Here is a 15205-nt window from a genome sequence, read left to right on the forward strand (position 1 = left end):
GCTCTTCTGATCCGCTCCAGCGAACCAATCCCCCGGTTGCTGTACCCATTTCACCGGGATAAGTCTATCCCAAAACGGCAATAGGGCCGCCAGTCCAAAAGACTGGCAGCCCTAAAAATCGTCCGAGGCCGGGCCGAAACGGCCCGTCTGCATCAGGACTTGATGCCGAAGCTGGCGAAACGCTTGTTGAACTTGGCGATCTGGCCGCCGCTGTCAACCATGCGGTGCACACCGGTCCAGGCCGGGTGCGACTTGGGGTCGATGTCCAGACGCATGGTATCGCCTTCCTTGCCCCAGGTCGTACGAGTCTTGAACTCGCTGCCGTCCGTCATGACCACGTTGATTTCGTGGTAGTCGGGATGAATGTCGTTCTTCATGGCGTCCTGCTCCGCAAATCGAAGGCGCCTCTATACAGAAAAGCCCGGGCCTTCGCAAGCGGTCGAGAAGAAAAAAATGCGATCAGCGCGTCGTCGGGATCGGCGGGGCGGCCCCCAGGCTGACCCGGACGGCGGCCAGCAGGTCCTCGCGGCCGAACGGCTTGGGCAGGAAATGGGTGATGTCGGTCCCTTTGACCGCCTCGCAGGCCCCGCCGCCGGGCACCGCCAGGACGCGGGTCCCGCTGAAGCCGGCCGGGCTGACATGGCCGTCGGCAATGAGCAGATCGGCCGGACGACGGGCGTGGCGGGACAAGGCGTCAACGCCATCGTCGGCGACATCGACCTCGTATCCGGCGGATTCCAGGATGGTCTTCAGCGAATGGCGCAGGCGCAGTTCGGATTCCAGCACAAGGATGCGGGTCATGGTCGTCTCCCCAGACTTCTTTTGGGCCATTCGGCCGCTTGGTTGCATCCAGTATCACCATCCGGACACAAATACGCAATCACCGTGATGACGAGGCGCTTCCAAGGCGATACCATTCGGCCCAACTGTGAAAGCCCAAGGAACCACACCGATGACCATGGATCTCAGCCGCTTCAACACCTTGGCCGACGATACCATCGAAGCCATCGCCGACAAGGTCGATGACCTGCTGGGCGACAAGATCGACGCCGACCTGCAGGGCGGCATCCTGACCATGACCATCGGCGGCGGCGGCGGTCAGTATGTCGTCAACAAGAACGGGCCGATGCGCCAGGTGTGGCTGGCCTCGCCGGTCAGCGGCGCCTGGCATTTCGAATGGGACGAATCCGGCCATTGGCTGTCGACGCGCGAGCCGAAGCTGGCGCTTGACGCCATCCTGGCGCAAGAGCTGAACGACCGCTTCGGCGTCACAGTCGCGTTTTAGGCTTATTCCGGCCGAACCAGGACGTGACGCTTCTTGCCGGCGGTCAGCTTCAGCACGCCGTCCTTCAGGTCGGCGCTCGAGATCGGCTGGGCCGGGTCCTTGATCGGCTGGTCGTTCAGGCGACCGCCGCCTTGTTGGATCAGGCGCCGGGCCTCGCCGTTGGAGGTCACCAGTCCGGCCTGGACGAACAGGGCGAAGGCGGTGATGCCGGCGGCCAGATCGCCGGCCGCCACCGACACCGTCGGCAGGTTGGCCGACAGCGCCCCTTCCTCGAAGGTCTTGCGGGCGGTCTCGGCGGCTTCGGCGGCTGCCGCCTCGCCGTGTGCCAGGCGGGTGACCTCGCCGGCCAGGATCTTCTTGGCCTCGTTGATCGCGGCGCCCTGCAGGGCCTCCAGCTTGGCGATCTCGGCCAGCGGCAGCTCGGTGTAGAGCTTGAGGAAACGGCCGACATCGGCGTCCTCGGTGTTGCGCCAATATTGCCAGAAATCCCACGGGCTCAGCATGTCGGCGTTCAGCCACACCGCGCCGTTGGCGGTCTTGCCCATCTTGGCGCCCGAGCTGGTGGTCAGCAGCGGGCTGGTCAGGCCGAACAGCTCGGCCCCATGGACGCGCCGGCCCAATTCCACGCCGTTGACGATGTTGCCCCACTGGTCCGAGCCGCCCATCTGCAGCACGCACTTGTTGCGCGCCCACAGCTCGGCGAAATCATAGGCCTGCAGGATCATGTAGTTGAATTCAAGGAAGGTCAGCGGCTGCTCACGCTCCAGCCGCAGCTTGACCGAATCGAAGGTCATCATGCGGTTGATGGTGAAGTGGCGGCCGTAATCGCGCAGGAAGCTGATATAGTTCAGCTGGTCCAGCCAGTCGGCATTGTTGACCATCATGGAATCGGTCGGGCCGTCGCCGAAGCTCAGATACTTGGCGAACACCGTCTGGATGCCGGCCATGTTGCGGGCGATATCCTCGTCCGACAGCATCTTGCGGGCTTCGTCCTTGCCGGTCGGGTCGCCGATGCGGGTGGTGCCGCCGCCCATCAGCACGATCGGCTTGTTGCCGGTCTTCTGCCACCAGCGCAGCAGCATGATCTGCATCAGCGAGCCGACATGCAGCGACTGCGCGGTGGCGTCGAAGCCGATATAGGCCACCGCCGGCCCCTCGCCCAGGCGCTTGTCCAGCGCCTCCAGGTCGGTGCACTGATGCATGAAGCCGCGCTCGGCGACGACCTGCAGGAATTCGGAGCGGGGAGAGGTCATGGCTTCGACCGATCGTTTCTGTTGCTTGCCCAAAGGCGGCCCCTTTAGCACAATCGGCGCTTTCTCACAACGACGCGGGCGACCATGCTGGCCTTGGGACTGATGAGCGGGACCTCGCTGGACGGCATCGACGCCGCCTTGGTGGCCACCGACGGCGAGACGGTGGAAAGCTTCGGCGCCGCCGCCACCTTCCCCTATGACGAGGATTTCAAGGCGGCCCTGCGCCAAATCCTGGGCGGCACCGGCCCGGTGGCCGAGGTCGAGCGGCACCTGACCCACCTGCATGCCGAGGCGGTGGCCGGGCTGCTGGCCAAGGCCGGGCTGGAGACCGCGGCGGTCGATGTCATCGGCTTCCACGGCCATACCATCCTGCACCGGCCCGACCAGCGCCGCACCTGGCAGATCGGCGACGGCGCCCTGCTGGCCCGGCTGACCGGCATTGCCGTGGTGAACGATTTCCGCTCGGCCGACGTCGCCGCCGGCGGCCAGGGCGCGCCGCTGGTGCCGGTGTTCCACCAGGCGCTGGCCGCCGGGCTGGCGAAGCCCTTGGCGATCCTGAACCTGGGCGGGGTCGGCAACGTCACCTGGCTGGGCGAAGACGGCGCCATCCTGGCCTTCGACACCGGCCCCGGCAACGCGCTGATCGACGATTGGGCCATGGCCCATACCGGGCGGCCCTGCGACACCGACGGCGCCCTGGCCGCCTGGGGCCGCGTCGATTCCGGCGCCCTGGACCGCTTCGCCGGCCACCCCTATTTCGCCCGCAAACCGCCCAAATCGCTGGATCGCGACGATTTCCAGTCCTTCGCCCTGGGGCTGGTCACTGACCAGGACGCCGCGAACGGCGCCGCCACCCTGACCGCCTTCACCGCCCGCGCGGTCGCGCTGGCTGGCGACTGGTTCCCCGCCCCGGCCGCGCGCTGGCTGGTGTGCGGTGGCGGCCGGCACAACCCGGCCCTGATGGAGGCCCTGAACAGCGGACTGGGCGTCACGGTCGAACCGGTGGAACGGGTCGGCTGGGATGGCGACGCCCTGGAGGCCCAGGCCTTCGGCCTGTTGGCGGTGCGCTCGCGACGCGGGCTGCCCCTGACTTATCCTGCGACCACGGGCGCGCCATTTTCGTGCAGCGGTGGAAAATTTCATCCCGCTCTGAGGTGAAGCCCGTATCGACTTTGTTAAGGCCTGGCGTCTAGGCTAGCCTACCATCGAAGGCTCGGGAGGAACCGATGAAGGTGTTGGTCGCTGCCGCCATTCTGATGCTGTCGATGCTGGCGCCGTCGGCGCGGGCCGATCAGGTCTCGGCGATCGGGGCGGTGCGCGCGCAGCCCAAGGTGATCAATGCCCAGGCCGACAATTCCGGCACCCTTTACGCCTTCGTCAAGGCCGACAAGGCGGCGTGGGACCAGTATGCCGCCTATCTGTGCCAGGTGATCAAGCCCCACCAGGCCCGTATCTTCCATATCCGCATCGTCGACGTCACCAAGGCCAATTTCAGCCAGAACCCCAACAATTGGCCGCGCCTGGGCGAGGCCGCCTGCGGACGATAACAAGCTCACTCCGGCTTCTTCGGGGTCAGCGCCTTTGGATTCCAGCCCTTGACCGCCACCGGCTTGCCGCTTTGCGAGCGCATGACCCGGGGCCGCACCACCTGATCGGCTGATGGCGCCGCCCCCTTGGCCGCCGCCTCGCCCTGGTAGAACTTGACCATCTCGGCGAAGGGGACTTCCTCGTTCGGCCCCTTGTTCATCGCCGCCGCCACCGCCGGATGCTCGTTCAGCCGCTTGTTGAGCTGGTCGGCCGAGTACTGACCGAAGCGGCGCCAGATGCTGTCGAGGAAATGGGCGGCCTGATCGGGCACCGGATTGCCTTCCAGATGCGGCGGCCGCCCATAGGCGAAGGCGTGGAACACGGTGGGTTCGACGGGTCCGAAATTGTCGGTGACGAAGGTCGCCGGCATCAGCTTGCGGCCGGGATAGGCCACGGTGTAATAGGCCTGGGCCAGGAACATCAGCCGATGCAGCTTCTGCGGCTGGATGTATTCGCGGTCGTTCAGCGCGCGGTCGGAAAACCAGATCACCACGTCCAGGCATGATTTGATGGCGAACTGCATGAACTATCTCCGCCAGCTTTTCAGACGCTTGGCCGCTTCGACCATGTCGGCGGTGGCGCCCGCGAACGAGAAACGCAGGGTCCGGCTGCCGTGGAACGGATCGAAATCGGTCCCGGGCGTTACCGCCACCCCGGTCTCGGCCAGCATGCGCTTGCAGAATTCGGGGCTGTCGTTGGTCAGCTCGGCCAAATCGGCATAGAGATAGAACGCCCCGTCCGACGGCGCCAGCCGATTAAACCCGGCCTTGGGCAATTCTTCACGCAAGATGTCGCGGTTGACGCGATAGGTGGCGACGCGGGCGTCAAGCTCGTCCGTGCAGTCGAACACCGCTTCGGCCGCCAGTTGCGACAGGGTCGGCGGCGAGATGAACAGGTTCTGCTGCAGGCACTCGACCTCGCGCGCCAGGTCGGTCGGCACCACCATCCAACCCAGCCGCCAGCCGGTCATGGCGTAATATTTCGAGAAGGAATTGACGATCAGCGCATGGGGGGCGATGCCGGCGGCGCTGGCCGCCGCCCCTTCATAGGTGATGCCGTGATAGATCTCGTCCGACACCAGGCGGACCTGGTTGGTCTCGCACCAGACGGCCAGTTCGGCCAGTTCCGCGGCGGACAGCATCGACCCGGTCGGATTGGACGGGCTGGCCACCACCACGCCGTCCAGCCGGCCGGGCACACTCTCCAGGATCGGCACGGTCAATTGCCAGCGCGATTGCTCGCCCACCGCCACCGGCACGCACTCGATTCCCAGGGCGGTCAGGATGTTGCGATAGGCCGGATAGCCGGGTGCGGCCACCGCCACCCGCGCGCCCTTGGGGAAGGCCGCCAGGAAGGCCAGCACGAAGGCCCCCGACGAGCCGGTGGTCACCGCGATCCGTTCCGGCGCGACCGCCACCCCATAGGTCTGGCGGTAATGGCCGGAAATTCTTTCACGCAAGGATGGAAGCCCCAGGGCGTCGGTATAGCCCAGGGCATGGGACGACAGCGCCGAACGGGCGGCGTCCAGCACCCGGGCCGGGGCCTGGCCCGAAGGCTGGCCGACTTCCAGATGCAGCACGTCGCCGCCGGCCGCCGCCCGTTCGTTGGCGGCGCGCATGACGTCCATGACGATGAACGGATCGATCTGCCCCTTCAGGGCGTTGTGAAATGCCATGTCAGTCCTTGCCGACCACCGCCGACAACCCCGCCCCGCGCGGGTCGGCGACCGCCCGGCAGGTCGTGAATCCGGCCTTGCCGGAATCGCATTGCAGGGCGTTGACCCGGGCCGGGATCGGCGTCGCCCGCACCTCGTGGCCGCGCTTGGTCAGCGGCTCGGGGTTGCCGCCCTGGTCGGCCGGCTCGATGGCGGTGGTGTCGGGATTACCGGAATGGTGGACACGTGCAGCCGCCACGGCGTCGGGCAGCTTGCGGCCCTCGACCTGCGCCGCCAGCAGCACCTGGGTCAAGGCCGTCGGCGCGGTGATGCCGCCGCTGGGCGAGGCGGCGAAATGCACCTCGTTGACATGGGGGTTGACGACCACCACCGGCCCCAGGCCGGCCGGGCCGGTATTGTGTCCGGGCGAGGCCGCCAGCACCATGCCGGTGCCCTGGGCCACCTTGCCGATACCGAACAGCCCGTTGGTGCTGACGTTGCAGGCGATGGTGTTGCCGCGTCCGTCCATCACCAGCAGGCCGGCGGCCTGGATGGCGTCGGCCGGCTTGTTGGCCTCGACCGCGACGTGACGGGCGGGATTGTAGCCCGCCAGCAGACCGGCCACCCGGTCGGCATTCAACAGACCGGCGGCCTGTTCGTTGGGCCAGCCGTCGGGCCGCATCCAGCGGGCGCGATCGGAAAAGGCCCGGGCCGAGGCCTCGGCCATCAGGTGCGGACGTTCTTCGGCGGCGACGTCGGCCCACTTGCCGACCAGGGCGGCAGTCAGCTGGGCCGCCACCGCGCCGGCCACCGCCGGCGGCGGGGCGAAATGGGCGACGTCATGGCCGACCTTGACCTGCAGCGGCGTCACCCATTCGGGCTTGACCGCGCGCAGGTCCTCAGGCGTCAGCGAACCGCCGGCCTGGGTGACCGAGGCGATCAACTCGCGCGACAAGGCGCCGGTGTAGAAATCGCCGGGCGAACGCCGCACCCGGGCGATCAGGCTGGCCAGGTCGAACTGCACCAGTTCCTGGCCCTCGGCCAGCGGCCGGTTGTCGGGAAAGAACACCCGACGCGCACCCGGGTCGGCGGACAGGGCCTGGGCGGCGCGGTTGAAGTCGTTGGCGAAGGCGCGCGAGGTCGGCGTGCCCAGGCGAGCCAGCTTCTCGGCCTCGTTCAGCAGGCCTTCCCACCTCATTTTGCCATATTTGGCGTGTAGGGCATAAAAGCCGCGCACATTGGCCGGCACGGCCGTCGGCACCCGGGCCTGGCCCGCGGCCACCGACGGGCGGGCCATGAATTCCAGCGCCTCGGTGGTCTTGGAATCCTTGTCATGGACCACACAAACGCCGCCGCCGCCCAGGCTGGCAGTTGACGGAAGGGTGACGGACATCGTGAAATACATCGCGACCATCGCATCGGCGGCGGTGCCGCCGGCAGACAGGACGTCGCGGGCCACCAGGACGGCTCGCGGCTCGTCGGCAACGGCGACGCCACCGAAGCCCTTGACGTACCCGATGGTGCCGACAGGCTTGCCGCCATCGAAACAGGCCGAAAGGCCGGTCGCCAGAAGGGCCGTGAGGATCGCACGGTTGAAACGACGAGACCCATTCGACGGAGACCAAGGCTTGCTCACGCGCATCATCCTTCTTTCATTCCTGGTGCTGACGCTGATGATGCCCGGGGCCGCCCATGCCCAGCAAGGCCAACCCAAACGCAGCTTCATCCGCGACGCGGAGGTGGAAAATACCATCCGCACCTTCACGACGCCACTTTTCCAGGCGGCCGGCCTGGCGCCCGATTCGGTGCGCCTGCATCTGATGGTCGATCCGTCGCTGAACGCCTTTGTCGCCGGTGGGCTCAACATGTTCATCCATACCGGCCTCTTGATCCGCGCCGATAGCCCCGGCCAGTTGATCGGCGTGCTGGCCCACGAGACCGGCCACATCGCCGGCGGCCATCTGGCCCGCATCCAGGACGCCGCCGGCAACGCCTCGACCGAGGCGCTGATCGGCATGCTGCTGGGCGCCGCGGTCGGTGCCGCCACCGGACGCGCCGATGCCGGTGCCGCCGTGATGCTGGGCTCGCAGGAACTGGCGGTACGCAACTTCCTGACCTACACCCGGGGCGAGGAATCCTCGGCCGACCAGGCGGCGCTGCGCTTCCTGGACGGTACCGGCCAATCGTCCAAGGGCCTGGCCGAGTTCTTCGAGATCCTGGGCGACCAGGAATTGCTGGTGACCACCCGCCAGGACCCCTATGTCCGGACCCACCCGCTGACCCGCGACCGTATCTCGGCGGTCCGCGACCATGTCGCCAAATCGTCCTTCTCGAACATTCCGCCCCGGCCGGAATGGGTCGAGATGCAGCGGCGCATGCGCGGCAAGCTGTTCGCCTTCATCGAACCGCCGTTTCGCACACTGACCCGCTACAAGGACAATGACGCCAGCCTGGAAGCGCGCTATGCCCGCGCCATCGCCCTTTACCGCAAGCCCGACATGGCCGCAGCATTGCCGGCCATCGATGCCCTGCTGGCCGAGCGCCCCAAGGACCCCTATTTCTGGGAACTGAAGGGGCAGATGCTGTTCGAGAACGGCCGCGGCACCGAGGCCCTGGCCCCCTATGCCAAGGCGGTCGAGCTGCTGCCCGAAAGCGCCCTGATGCGGATCCAGCTGGCCCAGGTGCAGATCGAGCAGGAAGACCCCGCCCTGCTGGCCGAGGCGCAGAAGCACCTGGCGCTGGCGGTCCACCAGGAGCCCGACAACCGCACCGGCTGGCGCCTGTTGGCCATCGCCCACGGCCGAGACGGCAACGAGGGCATGGCCGCCTATGCCATGGCCGAGCAGGCCCTGATCGAGGGCCGCCTGCCCGACGCCAGCTTCCACGCCGGCAAGGCCGAGCGCCTGCTGCCCAAGACCGGCGAGATCTGGCTGCGCATCCAGGACATCAAGGAACGCGCCGCCCAGGCCGCCGACGAGCAGAAGGGCCAGCGGCGCCGTCGCTAAATTTCAATCCTTTGTTGCCCGCCGTCCGGCCTTGGGCCAATATGCCGCCACACCGTTTGCAGGAGTTTCTCCGTCGATGATTCGCAAGACCTTTGCCGCCGCCCTGCTGGCCTCGGCCGCCCTGTTCACCGCGCTGCCCGCCAGCGCCCAGGAAGACCAGACCTTCAACGCCAAGCAGACCGACGCCGTCCGCAAGATCGTCCGCGACTATCTGATGGAACATCCCGAGGTGATCGGCGAGGCCATCGAGGCCCTGCGCGAAAAGATGAAGGCCCAGGCCGAATCCGACGCCAAGAAGGCGATCGAATCGCGCAAGGATGAAATCCTGAACGCCGCCGATGATCCGGTCAGCGGCAATGCCGCAGGCGACGTCGTGGTGGTCGAGTTCTTCGACTACAACTGCCCCTATTGCAAGGTGGTGCTGGACCCGATGATGGAGGCCGCCAAGGCCGACGGCAAGGTCAAGGTGGTGTTCAAGGAAATGCCGATCCTGTCGGAGGAATCGCTGACCGCCGCCCGCGTCGCCCTGGCCGCCAAGAAGCAGGGCAAGTATGACGAGGTGCACCGCGCCTTCATGAAATTCCGCGGCAAGCTGGACGACAAGGCGATCTTCCGCCTGGCCGGCGAGGCCGGCGCCAACGTCGATCAGATCAAGAAGGAAATGATGGCGCCCGAGATCGAGAAGCAGATCCGCAAGAACATCGACCTGGCCCACGCGCTGGACATCTCGTCGACGCCGTCCTTCGTGGTGGCCGGCAAGGACGGCAAGGCCGCCCGCATCCTGGCCGGCGCCATCGAAGGCCCGGTGTTCAAGCAATTGTTCGACATCACCAGGAAGGGCGGCCGCCTGAGCGGCGCCAACTGATCAATCCCGACAGGTCAGGGCGAAGGCCGGCCGCAAGGCCGGCCTTCGTCATTTCTGGCGCCCTGTCCGCTTGACTTGCCCGCCCGCTCGCGTAGGGTTTCCAGGGCCCTGCCCGAGGGTGGGCGGCGGCGACCGGGAACAGGCATGGAATACTTCCTTCAGCAATTGATCAACGGCTTAACACTGGGGGCGATCTATGGGTTGATCGCCATCGGCTACACCATGGTCTACGGCATCATCGGCATGATCAACTTCGCCCATGGCGAGGTTTACATGCTGGGTGCCTTCATCGCCTTGATCGCCTATTTGGTTTCGACCTTGGTCGGCGGCCAGTCGGTGGCATTGGGCTTGATGGCGGCCCTGCTGGCCACCATGCTGTTCACCGGATTGTGGGGCTGGGCGATCGAACGGGTGGCCTATCGCCCGCTTCGTGGCGCGCCCAAGCTGGCGCCCCTGATTTCCGCCATCGGCATGTCGATCGTGTTGCAGAATTTCGCCCAGATCAGCCAGGGCGCCCGGGTCAAGCCGCTGCCGCCGGTGATCGGCGGCGGGTTCGAGCTGATGACGGGCGACGATTTCACCGTCAGCCTGTCGTCCTTGCAGATCGTCATCATGGTGGTGACGGTGGTGCTGATGGCGCTGTTCACCTGGATCATCACCCGCACCCCGCTGGGCCGCGCCCAGCGCGCCACCGAGCAGGACATGAAGATGGCCGCCCTGCTGGGCGTCGATGTCGATCGGGTGATCTCGGCGACCTTCGTGATGGGGGCGGTGCTGGCCTCGGTGGCCGGGCTGATGGTGACGCTGTATTACGGCGTCATCGATTTCTATATCGGCTTCCTGGCCGGCATCAAGGCCTTCACCGCCGCCGTGCTGGGCGGCATCGGCTCGCTGCCGGGCGCCATGCTCGGCGGGCTGCTGCTGGGCCTGATCGAGGCCTTCTGGTCGGGCTATTTCTCGATCGAGTACAAGGACGTCGCCGCCTTCTCGATCCTGGTGCTGGTGCTGCTGTTCCGCCCCACCGGCCTGTTGGGCCGGCCGGAAGTGGAGAAGATCTGACATGAAGGCGCCCCCCATAGCCGCAGCCTTGCGCGAAGGCCTGGCCGGCGCATTGGTCGCCGCCGGGCTGGCCCTGCCGATGCTGGGCTTTCGCCTGGTGGATTCGGCGCAAGGCCTGTCGCTGGGCACCCGGTTCGACTGGGTGTTGTGGGCCGCCCTGATCGTGGGATTGGGCCGCTTCGCCATGACCATCCTGCGCGGGGCCTGGCAGCCATCCCAGGCGCCGGCCATGGGCGAGGCCAAGGCCGCCCGCCTGCGCCTGATGGCCGGCTGGGCCTTGGCCGGGCTGGCGATCACCCTGCCCTTCCTGCCCTTTTCCGACCGCAATCTGGTCGATAAGGCGACCTTGGTGCTGATCTATGTGATGCTGGGCTGGGGGCTCAACATCGTGGTCGGGCTGGCCGGCCTGCTGGATCTGGGCTTCGTCGCCTTCTACGCCGTCGGCGCCTATTCCTATGCGCTGTTGGCCACCGGGCTGGGCTGGTCGTTCTGGCTATGCCTGCCGCTGGCCGGGCTGTTCGCCGCCGGTTTCGGGGTGGCGCTGGGATTTCCGGTGCTGCGCCTCAGGGGCGATTATCTGGCCATCGTCACCCTGGGCTTCGGCGAGATCATCCGCGTCATCTTGCAGAACTGGCAGGATTTCACCGGCGGCCCCAGCGGCATCAGCTCGATCCCGCGCCCGACCCTGTTCGGCCTGCGCTTCATGGCCAGCGCCCCCGACGGCCACCAGACCTTCGCCGATTATTTTGGCCTGGCCTTTTCCGGCGACCACCGGGTGATCTTCCTGTACTTCATCATCTTAGGCTTGGCGCTGTTGACCAACCTGTTCACCCTGCGCATCCGCCGCCTGCCCATCGGCCGGGCCTGGGAAGCGCTGCGCGAGGACGAGATCGCCTGCCGCTCGCTGGGGCTGAACCCCACCACCATCAAGCTGTCGGCCTTCGCCCTGGGCGCGATGTTCGCCGGCTTCGCCGGGTCCTTCTTCGCCACCCGCCAGGGCTTCATCAGCCCGGAAAGCTTCAGCTTCATCGAATCCGCGGTAATCTTGGCCATCGTCGTGCTGGGCGGCATGGGCAGCCAGATCGGCGTGGTGCTGGCCGCCCTGATCCTGGTCGGCCTGCCGGAATGGTTCCGCGAATTGCAGCAATACCGCATGATCGCCTTCGGCGGCGCCATGGTGCTGATCATGCTGTGGAAGCCGTCGGGACTGTTGTCCAGCCGCGCCCCCACCATCCGGCTTAAGGGGGCGAAATGACCTTCAAGCCGTTGTTGGAGGTCGAGCACGTCACCATGCGCTTCGGCGGCCTGATCGCCGTCAACGACCTGTCGTTCCAGGCGGGCCAGGGCAAAATCACCGCCATCATCGGCCCCAACGGCGCCGGCAAGACCACGCTTTTCAACTGCATCACCGGTTTCTACAAGCCGCAGGTCGGGCGCATGGCGCTGCACCACGCTTCGGGGCCGGTGCTGCTGGAACGGCTGGACGATTTCCGCATCGCCGGCCAAGCCCGGGTCGGGCGGACCTTCCAGAACATCCGCCTGTTCTCGCGCATGAGCGTGCTGGAAAACCTGATCGTCGCCCAGCACAAGACGCTGATGGCGGCCAGCGGCTTCTCGCTGGCCGGCCTGTTGGGCCTGCCCGTCTATCGCAAGGCCGAAGCCCGCGCCATCGACAAGGCCCGCCATTGGCTGGACAAGGTCGGCCTGACCGAATGGGCCGATGCCGATGCCGGCTCGCTGCCCTATGGCTCGCAGCGCCGGCTGGAAATCGCCCGGGCGATGTGCACCGACCCGCTGCTGTTATGCCTGGACGAGCCGGCGGCCGGCCTGAACCCCCGCGAATCGGCCGAGTTGAACAACCTGCTGGTCGGCATCCGCGACGAGGAGAAGATCGGCCTGTTGCTGATCGAACATGACATGAGCGTGGTGATGGGCATTTCCGACTGGGTGGTGGTGCTGGATTACGGCGCGAAGATCGCCGAAGGCGCCCCGGCCGACATCGCCCGCGACCCGGCGGTGATCCGCGCCTATCTGGGCGAGCCCGAGGACACGCCGCTGCCGCCCGACATCGCCGCCGAGATCGGGGAGCTTTGACCCATGCTGAAGGTCGAGAATCTCCATTCCGGTTACGGCCGCATCCAGGCGCTGCACGGCATCGATCTCGAGGTCGGGCAAGGCGAGATCGTCACCCTGATCGGCGCCAACGGCGCCGGCAAGACCACGCTGTTGATGACCATCTGCGGCAATCCGCGCGCGACCCAGGGCCGCGTGCTGCTGGACGGCACCGACATCACCCGGCTGCCAACCCACAAGATCGCCCGCCTGGGCCTGGCCCACAGCCCGGAAGGACGACGCATCTTCCCGCGCATGAGCGTGCTGGAAAACCTGCAGATGGGCGCGGTGGTGGCCGATCCCAGGCACTTTTCCGACGATCTGGACCGCGTGCTGACCCTGTTTCCGCGCCTGCAGGAACGCCTGAACCAGCGCGGCGGCACCCTGTCGGGCGGCGAACAGCAGATGCTGGCCATCGGCCGCGCCCTGATGAGCCGGCCCGCCCTGCTGCTGCTGGACGAGCCGTCGCTGGGCCTGGCCCCCTTGGTGGTGCGCCACATCTTCGACCTGATTGCCAAGATCAACGCCGAACAGAAGGTCACGGTGTTCCTGGTCGAACAGAACGCCTTCCACGCCTTGAAGCTGGCGCACCGCGGCTATGTGATGGTCAACGGCCGCATCGCGCTGGCCGGCAGCGGCGCCGAATTGCTGGCCAACCCGGAAATCCGCAGCCATTACCTGGAAGGGGGCGTGCAGGCATGATCGACAGCATCCCCGTCTTCATCGGAATCACCATCTTGTTCATGGGCGGTTGCGCCTTCATGACCGGCAACGCCCTGGCCCGGACCTGGCGGCCGTGGTGGATGGGCGCCCTTTACGCCCTGGGCCTGGGCGCCGCCGACCGTTTCATCGGCTTCGCCCTGTTCGGCGGCAGCCTGCTTTCGCCCGGCGGTTACGCCATCGACACCATGGTCCTGGAAGCCATCACCTTGGCGGCCTGGCGGGTGACCCTGGCCAAACGCATGTGCGACCAATATCCGTGGCTATACCAACGCACCGGCCTGTTCGGCTGGACCGACAAGATCGCCCATCGTCACTAGACGGCGTGGGTGTTAAGGTTGTTCAGGGACGTGACACCAACTACTGGAGGGACAAGGGAGATGAGGACGATCAAGACGATTGCCGTCGCCGCCGCCATCGCGGCGTTGACCACCGCCACCGCCAAGGCCGACATCGTGATCGGCGTCGCCGGCCCGATGACCGGCTCGGAAGCCGCCTTCGGCGAGCAGTTCAAGCGCGGCGCCGCCAAGGCGGTCGAGGACATCAACGCCAAGGGCGGCGTGCTGGGCCAGAAGCTGCAATTGGTGATGGGCGACGACGCCTGCGATCCCAAGCAGGCCCGCTCGGTCGCCGAGGAACTGGCCTCGAAGAAGGTGGCCTTCGTCGCCGGCCATTTCTGCTCGGGCTCGTCGATCCCGGCCTCCGAGGTCTACCAGGAAAACGGCATCTTGCAGATTTCCCCTGCCTCGACCAATCCGAAGTTCACCGAACGCGGCCTGCCCAACGTCTTCCGCACCTGCGGCCGTGACGACAACCAGGGCAAGATCGCTGCCGAATACGTCGCCCAGAAGCTCAAGGGCAAGGTGGTCGCGGTGATCCACGACAAGTCGGCCTATGGCAAGGGCCTGGCCGACGAATTCAAGGGCTCGCTGAACAAGCTGGGCGTCAAGGAAGCCTTCTTCGAGGCCATCACCCCCGGCGAGAAGGATTATTCGGCGCTGGTGACCAAGGCCAAGCAGGCCAAGGTCGATGTGCTGTTCCTGGGCGGCTACAAGACCGAGGGCGGCCTGATCGTGCGCCAGATGCGCGACCAGGGCATGAAGACCACCCTGATGGGCGCCGACGCCCTGGTCACCGAGGAATATTGGGCCATCACCGGCGCCGCCGGCGAAGGCACCTTGATGACCTTCAGCCCCGATCCGCGCCTGCTGCCGCAGAACGCCGATCTGGTGAAGCATTTCCGCGCCCAGAATTACGAGCCCGAGGCCTATACCCTTTACACCTACGCCACCATCCAGGCGTGGGCCAGCGCGGTCGAAAAGGCCAAGAGCGCCGAGTGGAAGAAGGTCGCCGACACCCTGCGCGCCAACAAGTTCGACACCGCCATCGGCAATGTCGGCTTCGATTCCAAGGGCGACGTCATCGGCCCGACCTATGTCATGTATGTGTGGAAGAACGGCAAGTACACCTACGCCGAATAACCCGCGTTTCGGCAAGATGAGAGCGTCGCGCCTTTGATCGAAGGCGCGACGCTCCGGCGCCCATGTGTGGACGGCCCCTGCGTTGCAAGGGAAATTCGACGTTCTGCGCGACCAGGCTGGGTGCAGTCATGTGTCCGGCCTGTTTGTGCGGTTCACCTGACCGCTGGCCATGATGTGATCCGCG

General features: G+C 66.5%; 17 protein-coding genes. 11 read left to right on the forward strand and 6 right to left on the reverse strand.

The window, feature by feature from the left end; translation table 11 throughout:
- Window positions 1–152: 152 nt before the first annotated feature.
- Together rpmE and A6A05_RS09625 are read right to left on the reverse strand one after the other, a co-directional pair.
- Window positions 153–377: a 50S ribosomal protein L31 gene (gene rpmE / locus A6A05_RS09620; RefSeq protein WP_068499851.1), complete on the reverse strand. Its 225-nt coding sequence runs from the start codon at window positions 375–377 to the stop codon at window positions 153–155.
- 82 nt (window positions 378–459) lie between these two features.
- Entirely contained in the window at window positions 460–801 is a 342-nt protein-coding gene (locus A6A05_RS09625) for a response regulator transcription factor (RefSeq protein ID WP_172822255.1), read from the reverse strand.
- A 151-nt stretch (window positions 802–952) separates the two neighbouring features.
- On the opposite strand from A6A05_RS09625, the gene cyaY reads away from it, so the two are divergent.
- Entirely contained in the window at window positions 953–1285 is a 333-nt protein-coding gene (gene cyaY / locus A6A05_RS09630) for an iron donor protein CyaY (RefSeq protein ID WP_082910843.1), read from the forward strand.
- Window positions 1286–1287: 2 nt separating this feature from the next.
- On the opposite strand, the gene tyrS is transcribed toward cyaY, so the two are convergent.
- Window positions 1288–2538 (reverse strand): tyrosine--tRNA ligase, encoded by a 1251-nt coding sequence (gene tyrS / locus A6A05_RS09635; RefSeq protein WP_068499909.1) that lies wholly within the window; start codon window positions 2536–2538, stop codon window positions 1288–1290.
- A gap of 84 nt (window positions 2539–2622) precedes the next feature.
- Here tyrS and A6A05_RS09640 point away from each other — a divergent pair, with 84 nt between their 5' ends.
- Both A6A05_RS09640 and A6A05_RS09645 read left to right on the forward strand, forming a co-directional pair.
- The gene (locus tag A6A05_RS09640; RefSeq protein WP_068499855.1) at window positions 2623–3696 is read left to right on the forward strand and encodes an anhydro-N-acetylmuramic acid kinase; all 1074 of its coding nucleotides are present in this window, start codon (window positions 2623–2625) and stop codon (window positions 3694–3696) included.
- Window positions 3697–3764: 68 nt separating this feature from the next.
- Window positions 3765–4085: a ZinT/AdcA family metal-binding protein gene (locus A6A05_RS09645; protein ID WP_068499858.1), complete on the forward strand. Its 321-nt coding sequence runs from the start codon at window positions 3765–3767 to the stop codon at window positions 4083–4085.
- Window positions 4086–4090: 5 nt separating this feature from the next.
- Here A6A05_RS09645 and A6A05_RS09650 read toward each other — a convergent pair whose 3' ends face one another.
- The 3 genes from A6A05_RS09650 to A6A05_RS09660 are packed head-to-tail and all read right to left on the reverse strand — an operon-like array spanning window position 4091 to window position 7421.
- Complete coding sequence (locus A6A05_RS09650; RefSeq protein ID WP_068499861.1) at window positions 4091–4648, reverse strand: hypothetical protein; 558 nt, start codon at window positions 4646–4648, stop codon at window positions 4091–4093.
- 3 nt (window positions 4649–4651) lie between these two features.
- On the reverse strand, window positions 4652–5800 hold the full coding sequence (locus A6A05_RS09655) for a pyridoxal phosphate-dependent aminotransferase (RefSeq protein ID WP_068499864.1): 1149 nt from the start codon (window positions 5798–5800) through the stop codon (window positions 4652–4654).
- Between the two features lies 1 nt (window position 5801).
- A complete protein-coding gene (locus A6A05_RS09660) occupies window positions 5802–7421 on the reverse strand; it encodes a gamma-glutamyltransferase (RefSeq protein ID WP_068499867.1) in 1620 nt (539 codons plus the stop codon).
- On the opposite strand from A6A05_RS09660, the gene A6A05_RS09665 reads away from it, so the two are divergent.
- The 8 genes from A6A05_RS09665 (at window position 7408) to A6A05_RS09700 (ending at window position 15021) form a co-directional block, all read left to right on the forward strand.
- Window positions 7408–8784 carry a M48 family metalloprotease gene (locus A6A05_RS09665; RefSeq protein ID WP_068499871.1) on the forward strand — a complete coding sequence of 459 codons (1377 nt, stop codon included), beginning with the start codon at window positions 7408–7410 and terminating at the stop codon, window positions 8782–8784. The genes A6A05_RS09660 and A6A05_RS09665 overlap by 14 nt on opposite strands.
- A gap of 76 nt (window positions 8785–8860) precedes the next feature.
- On the forward strand, window positions 8861–9649 hold the full coding sequence (locus A6A05_RS09670) for a DsbA family protein (RefSeq protein WP_068499875.1): 789 nt from the start codon (window positions 8861–8863) through the stop codon (window positions 9647–9649).
- Between the two features lie 144 nt (window positions 9650–9793).
- Complete coding sequence (locus A6A05_RS09675; protein WP_068499878.1) at window positions 9794–10708, forward strand: ABC transporter permease subunit; 915 nt, start codon at window positions 9794–9796, stop codon at window positions 10706–10708.
- Between the two features lies 1 nt (window position 10709).
- Window positions 10710–11963, forward strand: a complete 1254-nt coding sequence (gene livM / locus A6A05_RS09680) for a high-affinity branched-chain amino acid ABC transporter permease LivM (protein ID WP_068499880.1) — start codon at window positions 10710–10712, stop codon at window positions 11961–11963.
- Window positions 11960–12802: an ABC transporter ATP-binding protein gene (locus tag A6A05_RS09685; protein WP_068499883.1), complete on the forward strand. Its 843-nt coding sequence runs from the start codon at window positions 11960–11962 to the stop codon at window positions 12800–12802. The genes livM and A6A05_RS09685 overlap by 4 nt, the downstream gene beginning before the upstream one ends.
- 3 nt (window positions 12803–12805) lie before the next feature.
- Complete coding sequence (locus tag A6A05_RS09690; RefSeq protein ID WP_068499887.1) at window positions 12806–13522, forward strand: ABC transporter ATP-binding protein; 717 nt, start codon at window positions 12806–12808, stop codon at window positions 13520–13522.
- Entirely contained in the window at window positions 13519–13860 is a 342-nt protein-coding gene (locus A6A05_RS09695; protein WP_068499889.1) for a DUF6867 family protein, read from the forward strand. Before A6A05_RS09690 ends, A6A05_RS09695 begins: the two co-directional genes overlap by 4 nt.
- Before the next feature lie 60 nt (window positions 13861–13920).
- Window positions 13921–15021 (forward strand): branched-chain amino acid ABC transporter substrate-binding protein, encoded by a 1101-nt coding sequence (locus A6A05_RS09700; RefSeq protein WP_068499891.1) that lies wholly within the window; start codon window positions 13921–13923, stop codon window positions 15019–15021.
- Window positions 15022–15205 lie beyond the last annotated feature (184 nt).

It is taken from the genome of Magnetospirillum moscoviense (genome assembly GCF_001650635.1).
Classification (GTDB): domain Bacteria; phylum Pseudomonadota; class Alphaproteobacteria; order Rhodospirillales; family Magnetospirillaceae; genus Magnetospirillum; species Magnetospirillum moscoviense.